Source organism: Williamsia sp. Y721, assembly GCF_059683565.1.
On the sequence record NZ_JCASNH010000003.1, the window covers coordinates 736350 to 753779 of the forward strand.

Sequence of the window (17430 nt, forward strand, 5' to 3'; positions counted from 1 at the left end):
GCCGGGACTATCAGTCCCGTGCCTTCTCCCGCAACTCGTAGGTCTCGATGACGTCGTCGACCTTGATGTCGTTGTACGTAATCGTCAGACCACATTCGTAACCGTCGCGAACCTCGGTGACATCTTCCTTCTCACGCTTGAGCGAGGAGATGGTGAGGTTCTCGGCGACGACCTTGTTGTCACGCAGCAGACGCGCCTTGGCGTTACGCCGCATGATGCCCGAGGTGACCAGACAGCCGGCGATGTTGCCGACCTTGGACGACCGGAAGATCGCACGGATATCCGCCCGGCCCAGCTCGACCTCTTCGTAGACCGGCTTGAGCAGACCCTTCAGCGCGCTCTGGATCTCGTCGATGGCCTGGTAGATCACCGAGTAGTACCGGATGTCCACGCCTTCGCGGTTCGCCAGCTCCGTCGCCTTGCCCTCGGCCCGGACATTGAACCCGATGATGATCGCGTTCGACGCCGACGCCAGGTTGACGTTGGTCTCGGTGACGCCACCGACACCGCGGTCGATGACGCGCAACTGCACCTCGTCGTCGATCTCGATACCCATGAGTGCCTCTTCGAGGGCTTCCACGGTTCCCGAGTTGTCGCCCTTGAGGATCAGGTTCAGCTGCGAGTGCTCCTTCAGTGCCGAATCCAGATCTTCCAGGCTGATCCGCTTGCGGCTACGTGCGGCCAGCGCGTTGCGCTTACGCGCATTGCGGCGGTCGGCGATCTGCCGGGCGATCCGGTCCTCGTCGACCACGAGCAGGTTGTCGCCTGCACCGGGGACCGACGTGAAGCCGATGACCTGGACGGGACGCGACGGCAATGCCGCGGTGACGTCTTCGCCGTGCTCGTCGACCATTCGACGAACGCGTCCGTAAGCGTCACCGGCAACGATCGAGTCGCCGACGTGGAGCGTTCCGCGCTGGATGAGCACGGTGGCCACCGGGCCACGACCGCGGTCGAGGTGCGCCTCGATGGCAACACCCTGCGCGTCCATGTCCGGGTTGGCCCGCAGGTCGAGCGAGGCATCCGCGGTCAGCAGCACTGCTTCGAGCAGTGCGTCGATGTTGGTGCCCTGCTTGGCCGAGATGTCGACGAACATCGTCTCGCCGCCGAAGTCTTCTGCGACCAGCCCGTATTCGGTGAGCTGGGCACGGATCTTCTGCGGATCGGCGCCTTCCTTGTCGATCTTGTTGACCGCCACGACGATCGGCACGTCGGCCGCCTGTGCGTGGTTGATCGCCTCGACCGTCTGCGGCATGACACCGTCGTCGGCCGCGACCACGAGGATCGCGATGTCGGTGGCCTTCGCACCACGGGCACGCATGGCGGTGAACGCCTCGTGACCGGGGGTGTCGATGAAGGTGACCAGGCGCTCGTTGCCGTCCAGTTCGGTGAGGACCTGGTAGGCACCGATGTGCTGCGTGATGCCGCCGGCCTCGCCCTCACGGACGTTGGCCTTACGGATCGTGTCGAGCAGTCGGGTCTTACCGTGATCGACGTGACCCATGACGGTCACCACCGGCGGACGCTGCTCGAGATCTTCCTCGCCACCTGCGTCCTCGCCATAGGTGAGGTCGAAGGAGTCGAGCAGTTCGCGATCTTCGTCTTCCGGGCTGACGACCTGGACGGTGTAGTTCATCTCGCCGCCGAGCAGCTCCAGCGTCTCGTCGTTGACCGACTCGGTCGCCGTGACCATCTCGCCGAGGTTGAACAAGGCCTGCACAAGTGCTGCCGGGTTCGCATTGATCTTGTCTGCGAAGTCGGACAGCGAAGCTCCACGAGCAAGGCGAATGGTTTCACCGTTGCCACGTGGCAACCGGACGCCGCCGACTGCGGGAGCCTGCATGCTCTCGTACTCGGCGCGTTTTGCCCGCTTCGACTTGCGGCCACGACGAACGGCACCACCGGGGCGACCGAACGCGCCGGCTGCACCGCCGCGACCACGGCCACCGCCACCGGGACGACCCCGGAATCCACCGGGAGGGCCTCCGGTCGGAGCACCGGTCGGAGCTCCACCGCCGCCACCACCGGGTCCACCACGGTAGCCACCGCCACCGCCTGCGCCGCCGGGACGACCGCCGCCGCCACCGGGTCCACCGCGGCCTGCGCCGGGTCCACCACGAGCGCCGCCGGGTCCACCGGGACCGCTGGGACGTGCCGAACGTGCCGGCATCGCACCCGGGTTGGGGCGAGGAGGCATGCTGCCGGGGCTAGGACGAGGTCCGCCCTGTCCCGGTGCGGGACGAGGACCACCCTGACCTGGGGCCGGACGGCCACCACCGGCGGCTGCACCACCGGCGCCGGGACGCTGTCCCCCACCTGGGCGGGGTCCACCGGCACCCGGTGCCGGACGTGCAGCGGGGCGCTCTACCGGTGCTGCACTCGAATAAGGGTTGTTGCCGACACGCGGTGCACGCGGGCCGGGCTTGGGGCCACCGGGGCGCGGTGCCTGAGCCGGACGCGAAGGAGCTGCGGCAGCCGGGGCTGCTGCGGCCGGGGCTTCGGGCGCGGCCGGAGCGGGAGTGCTCTTGGCCGGTGTTGCCGGTGTTGCCGGTGCGGGTGCACTCGGCGCCGGTGCGCTCGAGACGGGCTTCGACGGGGCCGGAGTCTGCGCAGCGGGGCGCGGGGCCGGGGTCGGAGCTGCCTTCGGCGCAGGGGTCGGCCGCTGTGCACCGGGCTTGGCACCGGTGGACGGTGCTGCCGGAGCACCTGCATTGCTTGTGGATACCGGTCCCGGACGCGCTGCGCCCGGTTTTGCCGGTGATGGTTTTCCGGCCGGGGCGTTGCCTCCGGCGGATCCTGATTGTCCCCCGGCGTTACCGGCGGGGGTGTCCTGTCCTGGGAAGGACTGGCGAAGTCGCCGGGCCACGGGGGCCTCAACGGTCGACGACGCAGATTTTACGAACTCGCCCTGCTCGCTGAGACGTGCAAGCACTTCCTTGCTTGTCACTCCCAGTTCCTTGGCCAATTCATGCACGCGGGCCTTGCCTGCCACTGCTCTCCTCACTTGGAGGTCGAGCGGCATTGCCCGCTACGACCTCGGTTTACGTCCGAAACGTGCTCATCGCAAGAACTTCACGGTGTGCTCATGTCTTCTGCTACCTGTTCCTTAGTGGCCGACTGATGCCGGCCTCTCTGTTTGGCTACCGATTCGATTTCTCGGCTCAGTAGATCGGTGTCGACGGTCAACCCGCCGATCCGAAATGCCCTTGCGAAGGCCTTGCGCTGAATCGCGGTTCCCAGACAATCGGGATCCGGATGCAGCCAGGCGCCACGCCCTGGCATGGTCTTGCGATGGTCCAACACAACCACCTTTGCGCTGTCGTCGCGCCGCACGACCAGCCGAACGAGTTCGGCGGCCGGGTGACACTGTCGACATCCGACGCACGTACGCATCGGCAGATTTTCGCGGTGGCGCGAAGGATCACTGTGGACCATCGACGAGTCTACCGTCCACTGCGAGTTAGATGCTAATGACACCCGTCTCGGCGCGTTTCCGCTCAGCTCGCACCTGCCGCAGACGGCTCGGAATCCGAGTCGGTCTGGGCGTCGCTGCGGATGTCGATGCGCCATCCGGTGAGCCGGGCAGCCAGGCGGGCGTTCTGCCCTTCCTTGCCGATGGCCAGCGACAACTGGTAGTCGGGCACCACGACTCTGGCGGCTTTGGCCACCGGATCGACGACTGTGACCGATACAACCTTCGACGGTGACAGTGCATTCCCGACAAACACGGCCGGGTCTGTGTCGTAATCGATGATGTCGATCTTCTCACCGGCGAGCTCGCTCATGACGTTGCGGACGCGTTGCCCCATCGGTCCGATGCAGGCACCTTTGGCGTTGAGTCCGGCAACCCCGGTGTGGACGGCGATCTTCGACCGATGACCCGCCTCCCGGGCAACCGCCACGATCTCGACCGACCCGTCCTCGATCTCGGGGACCTCGAGGGCGAAGAGTTTGCGCACCAGATTGGGGTGCGTGCGCGAGAGTGTGATCTGCAGGCCGCGGGATCCGCGTGCGACGCCGACGACGTAGCACTTGATCCGCTCGCCGTGCACATAGGTTTCACCGGGTACCTGCTCGGCGGGCGGCAGTACACCTTCTTGGCCCGTGGCCTCGCTGCCGATGCGCACGACCACCATGCCGCGGGCGTTGGCGCGCGCGTCCTGCTGCACCACGCCACCGACGATCTCACCCTCATGGGTGGAGAACTCGCCAAAGTTCTTGTCGTGCTCGGCATCTCGCAGACGTTGCAGGATCACCTGGCGGGCCGTGGTGGCCGCGATGCGTCCGAAACCTTCAGGGGTGTCGTCCCATTCGGAGATGACGTTGCCATCGGCGTCACGCTCTTGCGCCATCACCCGGACCTTGCCGGACTTGCGGTCGACGTCGATGTACGCGTGTGGTGCAAACCCGTCGGTGTGCCGGTAGGCCGTCAGCAATGCCGACTGGATGGTCTCGATGACGGCATCGATCGTGATGCCCTTTTCGGCCTCGATCATGCGAAGCGCTGCAATGTCGATATTCATTTGTTCCCTTTCCTTCTTGCCTCGATCTGCTCGGGATCAAGGCCGCACACCTCGAGTTCGGCAGCACTGGGCTCACCGAAGTCGACCTGTACAAACGCTTTGCGTACTGATGCCAATGCCACGGTCGTGGTGGCGAAACCCTTGCTTGTCTTCGTGACCAGTTGCACGCTGGTCTGATCCTCGTCGAGAGCCCCGATCCGGCCGGCGAGTCGCTCTGGCGGATCGGCGATGAGGTCGACAACCACTTTGCGTCCGGCTGCGCGGCGCCAGTGCCGCGGCTGTGTCAGCGGGCGGTCGACACCCGGTGAGGTGACCTCGAGGGTGTAGGTCGGCAATGCGGCCAACGCGTCGTCACCCTCGGCGCCGGTCTCGTCTTCCGTACCGTCGAGGATCGTCGAGACCGAGCGGCTCAGCTCGGCCAGCTCGTCGAGCGACGCACCGCCGTCGCGATCGACGACCAACTTGACCAGATTCTCCGGGCCCGTCGCCACCACCGACAGTTCCTCGACGTCGTATCCCTTGTCGGTGACTGCCGGTTCGATCAGTCCACTGATCCGTTCGTGGTCGATTGCCCCGGACATCGGTGTCTCCTCCATGTGCAGTTGTCAGGTCTTTACTCCGAACAGCTTAACGCCCCGGAGCGCCTGTCCTTGACCATCGACTGCGCCATCCGGTGACGAATGGGCCACAGTCGAACGGCGAACCGCCGAGCGGTGCGCGGGATCTGCCCTCGCCGACCCGGGCTGGCACTATTGACCGTGTGACGGTCAGTGAAGTTTCACCATCAGATGGCATTCGGGGAATCACGTCCTCCCGCCGCACTTTCCTGCAATCGGCAGTGGCGCTCGCCGCGGGCGCGACGGCGATCTCCGCGGTCGCGGCCTGCGGATCGGACGGCACGACGAGCGCGCAGCAACGACTGGCCGATCAGCTCCTACCTCAGGTCACCGCGGCCAACACCGACGCCGCCGCCGCGACGGCGGCGATTGCGGGCAACCCGGACCGGGCGGCGGCACTCACCGTCATCGCCGAACAACGGACAGCGCATTCGGTCGCCCTGACCGACGAGATCACCCGGCTCGACTCCGGCCGGGCTGCGACCGCGTCGAGTTCTGCCACACCGAGCCCCGCGGTGACCGCACCACCGACAATCGATGAACTCCGAACGCAGCTCACGGCGTCTGCGAACTCCGCCGGAAACCTGGCCATCGAACTCTACGGTTACGTTGCCGGCCTCCTCGGGTCGATCAGCGCCGGGACCACAACTCTTGCGGCGGTGCAGCTCTCATGACCCCAACCACCGATGCACTCGCCGTTGCCGTGACCGCGGAGAACGCCGCAATTTTCACGTACGGCGTAGTTGCGGCACACGCGGCGCCCTCGCGCCAGCAGGCGATCAGCGAATACACCGCCGAACACCGCGCACTGCGAACGGAATTGGAAACGGCTCTGACCGCGGTCGGCGCCCCGGTACCACCGGCGGCGGCCGGCTACAACCTGCCGATCACCGTCACCGATCCCGCGTCGGCGCTGACAGTCGCGCTGGCCGCCGAAGAGGACTGTGCAGTGGCCTATCGCAGCCTGCTCGAGCGGGCGTCCGATCTGGGCAGTCGCCGGCTCGGCCTTCAAGGACTGACCGGCAGTGCCCTCCGGGCAGCGAATTGGCGGGTGGTCCTGAGGATCTCACCGGCGACCGTCGCGTTGCCCGGCGGAGATCCAACTTAGCCCGAGTTGCGGATCGGCCCGGTCGATGACCGGGCCGATCGCGCGAACCGACTAGCGATTGGCGAGCAGTGCCTCGACCGCGGAATCGGAGGCGACCTCGGTCGCCTCTCCGGTGAAACGGTCGCGGATCTCGACGGTGCCGTTGGCCCAGCCGCGTCCGACGACCACGACCACCGGCATGCCCAGCAGCTCGGCGTCCTTGAACTTCACACCGGGGCTGGCCTTGCGGTCGTCGAGGAGCACGGACATACCGGCGGCGTCGAGGTCGGCGGCAAGACTCTGCGCACCGGCCCAGGCCTGCTCGTCCTTGTTCGCGATGACCAGGTGGATGTCGTACGGCGCCACAGACTTCGGCCAGCGCAGGCCTTTCTCGTCGTGTTGCTGTTCGGCGATGACGGCAACCATCCGCGAGACGCCCACACCGTACGAGCCCTGGATCAATCGGACCGGCTTGCCGTTCTCACCGAGGACGTCGACCTCGAAGGCATCGGTGTACTTGGTGCCGAGCTGGAAGATGTGACCGATCTCGATGCCGCGGGCCGCGACAAGGGTGCCCAGACCGTCCGGCGACGGATCACCGTCGCGAACCTCGGCGGCCTCGATGGTGCCGTCCGGCACGAAGTCCCGGCCGACGACCAGGTCGACAACGTGCTTGCCCTTTTCATCTGCACCGGTGATCCAGGCCGTACCCTCGACGATCCGCGGGTCCACCACGTACCGCACACCGTTGTCCTGCAATGCTTTCGGACCGATGTAACCGCGAACCAGGAACGCGTTGGCGGCGAAGTCGGCGTCGCCGATCATTTCGACGGAGGCCGGTTCGACGGCAGCTTCGAGTCGCTTCATGTCGACCTCGCGGTCACCTGGGATACCGATCGCCAGCAGTTCGGTCTCGCCGTCGGGCCTGCGCAGCTTGACAACGACATTCTTGAGTGTGTCCGCCGCGGTGAAGCCCCGGTCCGGGAACCTCTCCTGCGCCCAGGCGACAAGCGTGTCGATGGTCGGGGTGTTGCCGGTGTCGTACACGGTGGCCGCGGGCAGACCCTCGATCGGCAGCGCGGGCGGCGCCGGGGTGACGACGGCCTCCACGTTGGCCGCATAACCCGACTCCGGGCTGCGGACGTAGGTGTCCTCGCCGACTTCACTCTCGGCCAGGAACTCCTCTGATGCCGAACCGCCCATGGCACCGGAGGTGGCGGCAACGATCACGTACTTGACCTGAAGACGGCGGAAGATCTCCTGGTAGGCCTCGCGGTGGGCGTCGTAGGACGCCTTGGCACCGTCCAGACTCAGATCGAACGAGTAGGAGTCCTTCATGATGAACTCGCGTCCACGCAAGATGCCGGCCCGGGGACGCTCTTCGTCGCGGTACTTGGTCTGGATCTGATAGATCGTCAGTGGCAGATCTTTGTAGGACGAGTACTCCCCCTTGACCAACTGGGCGAACAACTCTTCGTGGGTGGGTCCGAGCAACATGTCGGCACCCTTGCGGTCCTTGAGCCGGAACAGCGCGTCGCCGTATTCGGTCCACCGTCCGGTGGTCTCGTAGGGCTCGCGCGGCAGCAGCGCAGGCAGCGAGATCTCCTGCCCGCCGATGTTGTCCATCTCCTCACGGACGACGGCCTCGACCCGGCGCAGCACCTTCAGTCCCAGTGGCAGCCAGCTGTAAACGCCGGGGGCGACACGGCGGACATATCCGGCGCGGACCAGCAGCCGATGGCTGGGCACCTCGGCGTCGGCAGGATCGTCGCGCAGAGTGCGCAGGAAAAGGTTCGACATGCGTGTGATCACGTCAGACACCATATCGCTGCGCCCACATCGGGCTGCATCCTGTGACCGGACCATGCCCCAGTCCGCCGAGTCGACCGGGCCGGGGCGGTGGCCGGGGTGGACCGATACGGTCTATCACTGTGTTGATCGTGCTGCCCCCCTCCGAGACCAAGGCCACCGGTGGCCGTGGCGCTCCCCTCGACCTCGACCTCCTCTCGCTGCCCACCCTGACGCCGCTGCGCCGCAAGATCGCCGACGCGCTGGTCACCACGGCCGGTGACCCGGTGGCCAGTCAGAAGGCGCTGGGGCTGGGCGTATCCCAGCTCGACGAGATCGAGCGCAACGCCCAGTTGTGGTCGAGTCCGACCTGTCCGGCGATCGAGCGGTACACGGGCGTGCTGTTCGACGCCCTCGATTACAAGTCGCTGACGCGGTCCGCGAAAGCCAAGGCCGCAGATCGGCTGGCGATCGGTTCGGCGTTGTTCGGCGTGGTACGCGCCACCGATCCGATTCCCGCATATCGGTTGTCGGCCGGATCGAAGCTGCCCGGATTCGGAACCCTCGCGGCCAACTGGAAGCCGGCGCTCACCGATGCACTCGTCGGGCTGGACGAGGATCTGATCATCGACCTACGGTCAGGTGGCTATCAGCAACTGGGTCCGGTCCCCGACGCCATCACCGTCACCGTGCTGACCGAGTCGTCCAACGGCACCAGGACGGTGGTCAGCCACTTCAACAAGCATCACAAGGGTGTGCTGACGCGATCGTTGCTCGGCTCACGCAAGCAGGTACGCGACGTCGACTCGCTGGCTGCGGTTGCCGTCGCGGGCGGTCAGCGTGCCGAGATCGGCTCGGACCGTGAACTGATCATCCTCACGGACTGAGCGCGTTCGACCTGCGCTCAGGCCGACCACTCGTCGGGATCGACCGAGGTGTTGGCGACCTCTTGGGCCGCCTGCCCCTCGGCCACGTCCTCCGGTGTGAAGCGCATGAACAGGACGACGATTCCGGCGGCCACCGCGATCAGCGCGCAGCAGACGAACGCAAGTCCGTAGCCGCTTGCCAACGCATCGAGTTGGCTCGCATCCATCTCGTCGACCGGCCCTGTGGTCCCACCTTCGGAGAGGGTGCGGCTGGTCACCATCGCGCCGACCGCAACCAACGCGACCGCGCCACCGAGGTTCTGTGCCACCTGCGCCAGAGCGGTCAACGGGCCGATCTCGTTGGGGCCGACTCCGGCCACCACCGACAGGGTGAGCGGGATGACCGCCATGCCGACGCCTGCACCGATCACCACGACCGGCACAAAGATGTGAGGGAAGTACGCCGGGGCCTCGCGCGCGATGCTCGCGGCGTACGCGCAGCCGGCAACCACCACCAGACCACCGAAGAGAACCAGCCAGCGTGGCTGGTATCGGAGCGCGAGTTTGGAGGCGATGGCCGCCGCGGTACCGAGCCCGAAGGCAAACGGCACCACTGCCATACCGCTCTGGATCGGCGAATACTTCAGGATTCCCTGCAGGTACAGCGAGATGAACACCGCCATGCACATGATGATGGCGCCGGCCAGCAGGATCGCCACCAGCGCCGCCACCCGGCTGCTGTTGGCGAACAATGAGAACGGCAGGATCGGATTCTCGGCACGGCGCTCGACGAATACGAACGCGACGAGTGAGGCCAGTCCGACGATCAGAGGGATCACCACGACCGGACGCAGCCAGCCGCCCGGCCCTTCGTTCACCGCCAGCACGACCAGCGTGCAGCCCAGCGTCGCCAGGACCGCACCCTTCACATCGAGGGACATCCGCTCGCCCTGCGATTCGCGCAGACACACAACGGCTCCGAGTACGACCAGCAGGCCGATGGGCACATTGATCAGGAACACCAGGCGCCATGAGAGCTCGGTGAGCACTCCGCCTGCGATCAACCCGGCAACCGATCCGATGCCGGTCATCGCCGCATACACGGCAAATGCCTGGTTACGTGGCTTGCCGGGCGCAAACGTGGTCGCCACCAGCGCCATCGCGGTCGGTGCGGCCACCGCCGCCGACGCACCTTGCAGGGCGCGTCCGATGATCAGGCTGATCGGATCCCAGGCCAGACCACACAGCAATGAGGTGACCGTGAACGCGGCAACACCGGCGACGAACATACGTTTGCGGCCGAAGGTGTCGCCGAGGCGTCCACCGAGCAACATGAGCCCACCGAAGGCCAGCACGTACGCGGTGATGATCCACGCACCGCCGCTGTCGGACAGACCGAGCGCGTTCTGGATCCTGGGGAGCGCCAGCGCCGCGACCGTGCCATCGAGCACGACCAGCAGCTGCATTCCGCCCAGCACGGCGATCTGCGGGCCCCACACACGGGTCTGGCCGACGTCAGAGGCCACAGCTGGTGATGAGGTCATGGGGATCGAGGCTACCGGTGCCGGACTCCCGCTTCACAATCATGGTTGTAACGATCGCACGGTGGATCTACGTGTCACAGCGCCACATCAAAACCGGCAACCGGGCCGATCACCACGATGGCGGGTGGCCGGACCTGTGCGTTCTTGGCGTCCACCGCGGCCTCGCCGAGCGTCGTCCGGACTACCCGCTGGCTGCTCAGGGTGGCGTTTTCGATGATGGCCACCGGGATTGTCGCCTCCCGGCCGCCGTTCATCAGTGCGTCGGCGAAGATGTCGAGACGTTCGACCGCCATCATCAGGACGATGGTGCCCCGCATCTGTGCCAGTGCCGGCCAGTTGACCAGGGAATCGGGGTGATCGGGCGGGATGTGCCCGGAAACGATCACGACCTCGTGGGTCACGCCCCGGTGGGTCACCGGGATGCCTGCCGCCGATGGTCCGGCGATGGCACTGGTGATCCCGGGGACCACGGTGACCGGGACGCCCGCGCCAACGCACGCCTCGAGTTCTTCGAAGCCGCGCCCGTAGACATACGGATCGCCACCCTTGAAACGGACCACGAACTTTCCGGCCTTGGCGCGCTCGATGAGGACGTCGTTGATGGCCTCCTGCTTCATCGCCCGGCCGTAGGGCACCTTCGCGGCATCGATGATCTCGACGTGCGGTCCCAGTTCGGCCAGCAGGGCCGGTGGCGCGAGCCGGTCGGCGACAACAACGTCGGCGGCGGCAAGCAGACGTCGTCCCCGCACGGTGATCAGATCCGGGTCGCCGGGTCCTCCACCGACCAGCGCCACACCGGCCGGCTGACGTTCCTGAGCGGCTGCTTCGAGCCCGGCCGCGCCGAGCTCTCCGCCACCGAGCGCCTGACCGATGGCAGTCCGCACGGCAGCGGAGCGACGGTGATCACCAGCTGCCAGGACGCCGACCGTCAGATTGTCGTGACGCAGCGAGGCGGGCGTGACGGCGGTGCCGTGGCGGGCGTCGTCGGCGCGGACGCAGAAGATCCGGCGCTGCTCGGCCTCGGCGACCACGGCGGCATTGACGTCCGGGTCGTCGGTACAGGCCAGGGCGTACCACGCGCCGTCGAGGTCACCGGATTCATAAGGACGGGCGTGCAGGGTGATGCCGGGAAACGACTCCACCGTTGGCGTCGCCTCCGGCGTGATCACGTGGATGTCGGCGCCGCTGTCGGCAAGTGTGCCGAGCCTGCGCTGCACCACCGAGCCGCCGCCGATGATCACCACCCGCCTGCCAACAAGATTCAGCCCGACGAGGTAGTGGTCGTGGCCCATCTCGGGTGTCGATTCGGTCATGCGTAGACCGTACTGTGGGCCCCCGGCGGGAATTGAGTGGACACCGACCATGCAGTGTCAGAGAGGCAGTTCCCCGGTCTCCCGGATCCGGGCCCATACGTCGGCGGAGGGTATCCCCTGCCGATGTGCGGCCGATGCGATCATCCGGGCCAGCATGCGCGAGGCAAGGTATTCGGTTTCGGTACTGTCCGCGGAATCTGCACGGATCTGGTTCCACCAGCTGATGTTCCCGCACTGCGCGGCCTCTGCCATCGCGATCACCGCGTCGAACGGCACCTTCCGTTGTCCGACGTCCTCGATCGTCACGACGCTGCCAGTTCATCGCGAGCGAGCATGCGCGCACGCGATCGTTCGAATCGATCGACTTTGCCCTGCAGGTCTTCGAGGAATACGGCCAACTCGTCGCGGGTGCGTTCACCTTCGGGACCGAAATCGGTGCGCTCGAAGATGTTCCATTTGCGCAGGACCGGTTCGACAACCTCGTGCAGATGCTGCGGGAGATCGTATATCCCGGCCTTGGCGATCAGCACGGCGTTACGCCGGAACCCCGGCATCGAGGCGCCCGGCATCTGGAACATGGACAGGACCAGGGCAATCGCCTTGATGGTCTGGTCGGGAGTCAGGTCGAGCGCACCGGCAACGATGTTGCGATAGAACAGCATGTGCAGGTTCTCGTCCGCGGCAACCCGCGCGAGCATCCGGTCGGCGATCGGGTCGCCACACGCCTTACCGGTGTTGCGGTGCGACACGCGCGTCGCGAGTTCCTGGAAGGTGACGTAAGCCACCGCAAACAGCATGTCCGAGGACCGGTCTCGATTCCCGTCATCGGCGGGCATCGGGTAGAAACCCTGGGTCATGTGGATCATCCGGGCCTCTTCCAGCGCCACCGGGTCGACACCACGGGTGACGACCAGGTAGTCACGCATGACCACGCTGTGCTTGTTCTCTTCCGCGGTCCACCGGCCCACCCAATAACCCCAGGCGTCGTCAAGGGTGAAGTTCTGCGCGATCACCCGGTGATAGGACGGCAGGTTGTCCTCGGTCAGCAGGTTGGTGAACATCGCGGCCTTGGCTGTCTCATCCAACTGGGACTGACTCGGATCCCAGTCGATTCCACCGAGTGCGGCAAAGTTCCGCCCCAGATCCCATGGCACGAAGTCGTGCGGGTGCCACTCCTTCGACATCGCCAGATGCCGGTTGACCTCTCCTTCGCAGACGGGCAACAGCTCGCGCAGCAGATCCGACCCGGACATCGTTTTCATGCGTCCGAGTCTGCCTCCGGACAACCTGTCCGCGCGTGGGTCGAAAGTCCCTGTTCGCCGGGGCGATCGCCTCGTTTTGTGGTGCGGTACTTTGAAATCCATGACGGCGAAAATCAGGGCATTTCTGGTCGATGATCACGAACTGGTACGCCGCGGACTCCGGGACCTCCTCGGCACGGCAGAGGACATCGAAGTGGTCGGTGAGGCCTCAAGTGTCAGTGAGGCATTGGTTGCGATCACCGCCGCGGTACCCGACGTGGCCATCCTCGATGTCCGGCTACCCGACGGCAACGGCGTCGAGTTGTGTCGCGAGATCCGCAGTGCCACACCGTCGGTGCAATGCTTGATGCTCACCTCGTACGCCGACGATGAGGCGTTGCTCGCGGCCGTGATGGCCGGCGCCGCCGGGTTCGTTCTCAAGCAGATCCTGGGGCACAACCTGGTGGCCGCGGTGCGCACGGTCGGCACCGGCGGATCACTGCTCGATGCCGGGAGTACCGCGGCGTTGATGGCCAAGCTGCGGGCCGACGGCAACGGCGTCGATCCACTTGCCGAGTTGACCGGTCAGGAACGTGAGGTCTTTGCGCTCGTCGGAGAAGGGATGACCAACCGTCAGATCGCTGCGAAGATGTTTCTCGCCGAAAAGACCATCAAGAACTACGTGTCCCGGATCCTTGCCAAACTCGATCTGCAGCGGCGCACGCAGGTTGCTGTGATGGCCACCAAACTGAAAGAAAAGAACGAGCGCGGCCGTCAGCCCTAGCGGACCTACAGCGGCACGGTCCAGGTGATGGTGGTCCCGCCGCCTGCAGTGTCGGAGATGGCGAACGTGCCATCGTTCTGCTCGGCCCGTCGCGCGAGATTGTTCAATCCGCTGTGCGCCGCGGTCGCACCGATTCCTGTTCCGTTGTCTGTGATCGAAATACTCAACACTTCGTCCGCGGAGACGAGGACGTCGATTCGATCTGCCTTCGAATGCCGAAGCGCATTGGAAATACCTTCGCGTAGAACAGCTTCGATATGCCCGTCGAGCCGCGACGGGACAAGTGTGTCGACGGGTCCGGCAAAGCGCACCGACGGTGAGATCGGCGCATGGGCCGACAACTCGGTGACGATGTCCAGTGCCCGACGTCGCAGGGTGGCCGAATCCTGGGCGCTCTCCCCCGAGGTGTTGAGGTCGAAGATCGACGTACGAATCTGCTCGACGGTCCGGTCCAGATCGACGATCGCCTGACTGAGCTGACCGTCATCACCGATCCGAGACGAGAACGACTGCAACGACATCCCGATCGCAAACAACCGCTGGATCACGTGATCGTGGAGGTCCCGGGCGATCCGGTGACGATCGGTGAGCATGTGCATCTCACGTGTCACCGCCTGCTGCAGCTCGTAAGCCAGCGCCATCGACGCGATGTCGGCGGTGGCGATCAGACCCGACTCTTCCTCCTCTGCCCAGACGGGACGCTCGGTGTGCGTCAGCATCATCACGCCGAATCGCCCGCCGGCGCGCAACAGCGGCACCATGCTCACCCACGCCGCCCCGCCGCGCACCAACGGTGCCGGGACATCGCTTGCCGAGGCGACCTCGATACCCGAGAACTGACCCAGCTCGAAAGCGCCCACTCGCGGTAATTCACCGGTGTGCGCCAGCACATTGGCCCGATTGTCATCGGTTCCGAGGATGAAAACATCTGTGGCCCCGGCCAAGTCCGCGAGGTCCACGGCCAGCGCGGTGAGCGTGTCCTCCAGCGCGGCCCCCACCAGCGGTCCGGATCCCCGGCGCGCGAGCATCCGCATCCAGCGCTCCCGCGTGCGTGCACTCTCGAACAGCCGGGCGTTGTCGATCGCGACACCGGCCGCCGCCGACAGCACGCGTACCGCCACCTCGTCGGCTTCGTTGAAACCCCCGCCGGTTACTTTCTCGGTGAGGTAAATGCTGCCGAACACCGCGCCGCGGACGATGATCGGCGCCCCGAGGAATGTGGCCATCGGCGGATGGTTGGCCGGGAATCCCACCGCGCTCGGGTGCGCACCCAGCTCGTCGATACGCAGCACCTGCGGATGGTTGATCAGCAGGCCCAGCACACCACGGCCCACCGGTAGATGGCCCATCGTCGCCCGCACCTGAGGTTCGATACCCGTGTGAACAAAAGCCGAGAGCTGTCCGTCATCACCGCGCACACCGAGCGCGCCGTACCGGGCATCGAGTGCATCCACGGCAACGTTGATGATCCGCTGCAGGGTGGCGTCGAGATCCAGGCCGCTGCCGACCGCCAGCACCGCTTCGAGCAGCTCCCGCATGACCACCGGACTGTCGCTGAGCTCGGACATGTCGATCCCGGCCAACAGGCCCGCCGTCAGATCCAGCTCCGCTGATCCACCACTCATCGTCGCTCCCCGGTCATCGTCGCTCAGCAGGGGCTCGGCGCGCGGCAGCCACCAGACGCGACACCGCCTCTGGATTTCCCGCCGGATGTGTGTGCAGGTAGGACGCGTGAACCTGGGCACCCGGCCGCGCCGACGTCCAGCCTTCCCTCTCGGCCACCCCGTCCCGGCGCCAGCCCCAGGCCGTGGGCACCGAATCATCCACTGCTGTAACCGTTGTGCGATGGAACTCGTGTCCCCGAACCCTCGTGCCCGCGGAGAACAACATGGAATCGGTGATGGCCACCGCATCGCGATAGCCCAAGGTAAGTCTCTTGCCGAACGTGCCCCGTAGCGGCAGCACTCCGGCCATCGCGTGGTTGTCCAGACTCTGCGACAGATACAGCAGGCCTGCGCACTCGGCATGGATCGGGACCCCCGAACCGGCCGCCGCACGCAGCGCGGTGAGCAGCGGTCTGTTCGACGCCAACGCGGCGGCATGTTCTTCGGGGAATCCGCCTCCGACCACCACTGCCGTACAGCCGTCCGGGAGGAGGTCGACCACCGGATCGAAGGTGACCACATCGGCACCAGCGGCCCGGAGCAGTTCGCTGTGTTCGGCGTAGCCGAATGTGAAAGCCGCACCGGCGGCAACCGCGATCACCGGCCGCGGGCCCTGCTGTTCCGGTGTTCTGACCTCGTCATCGGCAGACCAGATCGGACCGGAGCGACCTGCCGGTCCGATGTCGGCCGCCGCCACCAGCGCCGGCACATCCACTGCGCCGCCGACCAATTCGGTCATCGCATCGATGGCGGCAATTGCTTCGGGACCGCGTTCGGCGGCCGGGATGAGTCCGAGGTGACGCGAGGGCACCGCCATTTCCGGGTTGCGCGGCACCGCGCCGAAAACCTGAAGTCCGGCGCGGTCGCAAGCCTGCCGCAGTACGTATTCGTGTCGCGGTGATCCCACCCGGTTGAGGATCACGCCGCGGATGTCTATGCCCGGGTCGAAGCTGACGAACCCGTGCAGGATCGCCGCCAGGGACTGGCTGTGCCCGGATGCGTCCACGACCAGGACCACCGGTGCCCCAAGGAGGTTGGCCACCTGCGCAGTCGATCCGGGAGCGATCGCGGGCATGTGATCTTCGGTGATCCGACCGTCGAACAGGCCCATCACGCCTTCGATCACCGCGATGTCACATCCGGCCGAACCGGATCGGTACAGCGGACCGATCCGTTCCTCCCCGACCAGAACCGGATCGAGGTTGCGCCCCGGCCGACCGGCGGCGATGCCGTGGTAACCGGGATCGATGTAGTCCGGCCCCACCTTGAACGGTGCGACCTGATGGCCTGCCCGCGCCAGAGCACCGATCAACCCCGTTGTGATCGTGGTCTTTCCACTCCCCGATGACGGGGCCGCGATGACGATCGCCGGTGGGGACGAGGTCACCATTCGATGCCCTTTTGACCTTTACGGCCGGCGTCCATCGGATGGCGCACCTTCACCATCTCCGTCACCAGATCGGCGGCCTCGATCAGCGCGGCAGGCGCCCGCCGACCGGTGATCACCACATGTTGTTTACCCTCACGGCTGCCGAGCACGTCGAGGACATCGTCGAGGTCGATCCACCCCCAGTTGATGGGATACGTGAACTCGTCGAGGACATAGAACTGATGCTCCCCTGCGATGATCCGGCGGCGTATCTCGGCCCATCCCTGCGCAGCTTGCTCGGCATGGTCGGCATCCCCGCTTGCATGGCGTATCCACGACCAGCCCTCGCCCATCTTGTGCCACTGCACCGGACCGCCCTGCCCGGTGGTGCTGTGCAGTTCTCCGAGCGCGGTGAGCGCGCTCTCCTCGCCGACCTTCCACTTCGCGCTCTTCACGAATTGAAAGACGCCGATGTCCAGACCGGCGTTCCAGGCACGCATGGCCATTCCGAAGGCCGCGGTCGACTTACCCTTGCCATCGCCGGTGTGCACAGCGAGCACCGGCTGATTGCGCCGCGCACGTGTGGTCAGTCCGTCGTCCGGAATAACAGATGGAACACCCTGGGGCACAACAT

At 66.0% G+C, this 17430-nt stretch carries 16 protein-coding genes; 4 read left to right on the top strand and 12 right to left on the bottom strand.

Translation table 11 applies throughout. The features are described 5' to 3' along the window. Positions 1 to 10: 10 nt before the first annotated feature. From infB to rimP, 4 genes are all read right to left on the bottom strand, one after another. Positions 11 to 2992, bottom strand: coding sequence for a translation initiation factor IF-2 (gene infB / locus AC56PL_RS18160; RefSeq protein ID WP_497154659.1), 2982 nt, complete (start codon positions 2990 to 2992; stop codon positions 11 to 13). A gap of 80 nt (positions 2993 to 3072) precedes the next feature. Further along, positions 3073 to 3570, bottom strand: a complete 498-nt coding sequence (locus AC56PL_RS18165; RefSeq protein WP_497154660.1) for a YlxR family protein — start codon at positions 3568 to 3570, stop codon at positions 3073 to 3075. Further along, a complete protein-coding gene (gene nusA / locus AC56PL_RS18170) occupies positions 3498 to 4523 on the bottom strand; it encodes a transcription termination factor NusA (RefSeq protein WP_482139122.1) in 1026 nt (341 codons plus the stop codon). The genes AC56PL_RS18165 and nusA overlap by 73 nt, the downstream gene beginning before the upstream one ends. After that, positions 4520 to 5104, bottom strand: coding sequence for a ribosome maturation factor RimP (gene rimP, locus AC56PL_RS18175; RefSeq protein ID WP_497154661.1), 585 nt, complete (start codon positions 5102 to 5104; stop codon positions 4520 to 4522). Before rimP ends, nusA begins: the two co-directional genes overlap by 4 nt. A 179-nt stretch (positions 5105 to 5283) precedes the next feature. On the opposite strand from rimP, the gene AC56PL_RS18180 reads away from it, so the two are divergent. After that, positions 5284 to 5814 carry a hypothetical protein gene (locus tag AC56PL_RS18180; RefSeq protein WP_495516721.1) on the top strand — a complete coding sequence of 177 codons (531 nt, stop codon included), beginning with the start codon at positions 5284 to 5286 and terminating at the stop codon, positions 5812 to 5814. Continuing rightward, complete coding sequence (locus AC56PL_RS18185) at positions 5811 to 6248, top strand: DUF4439 domain-containing protein (RefSeq protein ID WP_495516722.1); 438 nt, start codon at positions 5811 to 5813, stop codon at positions 6246 to 6248. The genes AC56PL_RS18180 and AC56PL_RS18185 overlap by 4 nt, the downstream gene beginning before the upstream one ends. 51 nt (positions 6249 to 6299) lie before the next feature. On the opposite strand, the gene AC56PL_RS18190 is transcribed toward AC56PL_RS18185, so the two are convergent. Further along, on the bottom strand, positions 6300 to 8039 hold the full coding sequence (locus AC56PL_RS18190; RefSeq protein WP_497154662.1) for a proline--tRNA ligase: 1740 nt from the start codon (positions 8037 to 8039) through the stop codon (positions 6300 to 6302). A gap of 119 nt (positions 8040 to 8158) precedes the next feature. Here AC56PL_RS18190 and yaaA point away from each other — a divergent pair, with 119 nt between their 5' ends. Next, entirely contained in the window at positions 8159 to 8902 is a 744-nt protein-coding gene (gene yaaA, locus AC56PL_RS18195) for a peroxide stress protein YaaA (protein WP_495516724.1), read from the top strand. Positions 8903 to 8919: 17 nt separating this feature from the next. Here yaaA and AC56PL_RS18200 read toward each other — a convergent pair whose 3' ends face one another. From AC56PL_RS18200 to AC56PL_RS18215, 4 genes are all read right to left on the bottom strand, one after another. Beyond that, positions 8920 to 10425, bottom strand: coding sequence for an MFS transporter (locus AC56PL_RS18200; RefSeq protein WP_495516725.1), 1506 nt, complete (start codon positions 10423 to 10425; stop codon positions 8920 to 8922). 74 nt (positions 10426 to 10499) lie between these two features. Further along, positions 10500 to 11738: a uroporphyrinogen-III C-methyltransferase gene (gene cobA, locus AC56PL_RS18205; RefSeq protein WP_497154663.1), complete on the bottom strand. Its 1239-nt coding sequence runs from the start codon at positions 11736 to 11738 to the stop codon at positions 10500 to 10502. Between the two features lie 57 nt (positions 11739 to 11795). After that, on the bottom strand, positions 11796 to 12044 hold the full coding sequence (locus AC56PL_RS18210) for a hypothetical protein (protein WP_495516727.1): 249 nt from the start codon (positions 12042 to 12044) through the stop codon (positions 11796 to 11798). After that, the gene (locus tag AC56PL_RS18215; protein ID WP_497154664.1) at positions 12041 to 13000 is read right to left on the bottom strand and encodes an acyl-ACP desaturase; all 960 of its coding nucleotides are present in this window, start codon (positions 12998 to 13000) and stop codon (positions 12041 to 12043) included. The genes AC56PL_RS18210 and AC56PL_RS18215 overlap by 4 nt, the downstream gene beginning before the upstream one ends. Before the next feature lie 100 nt (positions 13001 to 13100). On the opposite strand from AC56PL_RS18215, the gene AC56PL_RS18220 reads away from it, so the two are divergent. Further along, positions 13101 to 13763 (top strand): response regulator, encoded by a 663-nt coding sequence (locus AC56PL_RS18220; protein ID WP_495516729.1) that lies wholly within the window; start codon positions 13101 to 13103, stop codon positions 13761 to 13763. Positions 13764 to 13768: 5 nt separating this feature from the next. On the opposite strand, the gene AC56PL_RS18225 is transcribed toward AC56PL_RS18220, so the two are convergent. The 3 genes from AC56PL_RS18225 to cobO are packed head-to-tail and all read right to left on the bottom strand — an operon-like array spanning position 13769 to position 17425. Continuing rightward, positions 13769 to 15388 (bottom strand): GAF domain-containing sensor histidine kinase, encoded by a 1620-nt coding sequence (locus AC56PL_RS18225; protein WP_497154665.1) that lies wholly within the window; start codon positions 15386 to 15388, stop codon positions 13769 to 13771. Between the two features lie 13 nt (positions 15389 to 15401). Next, positions 15402 to 16817, bottom strand: a complete 1416-nt coding sequence (locus AC56PL_RS18230; protein WP_497154666.1) for a cobyrinic acid a,c-diamide synthase CobB — start codon at positions 16815 to 16817, stop codon at positions 15402 to 15404. Continuing rightward, positions 16811 to 17425: a cob(I)yrinic acid a,c-diamide adenosyltransferase gene (gene cobO / locus AC56PL_RS18235; protein ID WP_497154667.1), complete on the bottom strand. Its 615-nt coding sequence runs from the start codon at positions 17423 to 17425 to the stop codon at positions 16811 to 16813. Before cobO ends, AC56PL_RS18230 begins: the two co-directional genes overlap by 7 nt. Between the last annotated feature and the right edge of the window lie 5 nt (positions 17426 to 17430).

Bases quoted from the DNA above. Each gene is read 5' to 3' on its own strand.
- AC56PL_RS18200 (WP_495516725.1), bottom strand. From the start codon at position 10,425: ATGACCTCATCACCAGCTGTGGCCTCTGACGTCGGCCAGACCCGTGTG.
- AC56PL_RS18165 (WP_497154660.1), bottom strand. From the start codon at position 3,570: ATGGCGCATCGACATCCGCAGCGACGCCCAGACCGACTCGGATTCCGA.
- AC56PL_RS18230 (WP_497154666.1), bottom strand. From the start codon at position 16,817: ATGGTGACCTCGTCCCCACCGGCGATCGTCATCGCGGCCCCGTCATCG.
- nusA (WP_482139122.1), bottom strand. From the start codon at position 4,523: ATGAATATCGACATTGCAGCGCTTCGCATGATCGAGGCCGAAAAGGGC.
- AC56PL_RS18225 (WP_497154665.1), bottom strand. From the start codon at position 15,388: ATGAGTGGTGGATCAGCGGAGCTGGATCTGACGGCGGGCCTGTTGGCC.
- cobA (WP_497154663.1), bottom strand. From the start codon at position 11,738: ATGACCGAATCGACACCCGAGATGGGCCACGACCACTACCTCGTCGGG.
- AC56PL_RS18220 (WP_495516729.1), top strand. From the start codon at position 13,101: ATGACGGCGAAAATCAGGGCATTTCTGGTCGATGATCACGAACTGGTA.
- AC56PL_RS18185 (WP_495516722.1), top strand. From the start codon at position 5,811: ATGACCCCAACCACCGATGCACTCGCCGTTGCCGTGACCGCGGAGAAC.
- rimP (WP_497154661.1), bottom strand. From the start codon at position 5,104: ATGTCCGGGGCAATCGACCACGAACGGATCAGTGGACTGATCGAACCG.
- AC56PL_RS18215 (WP_497154664.1), bottom strand. From the start codon at position 13,000: ATGAAAACGATGTCCGGGTCGGATCTGCTGCGCGAGCTGTTGCCCGTC.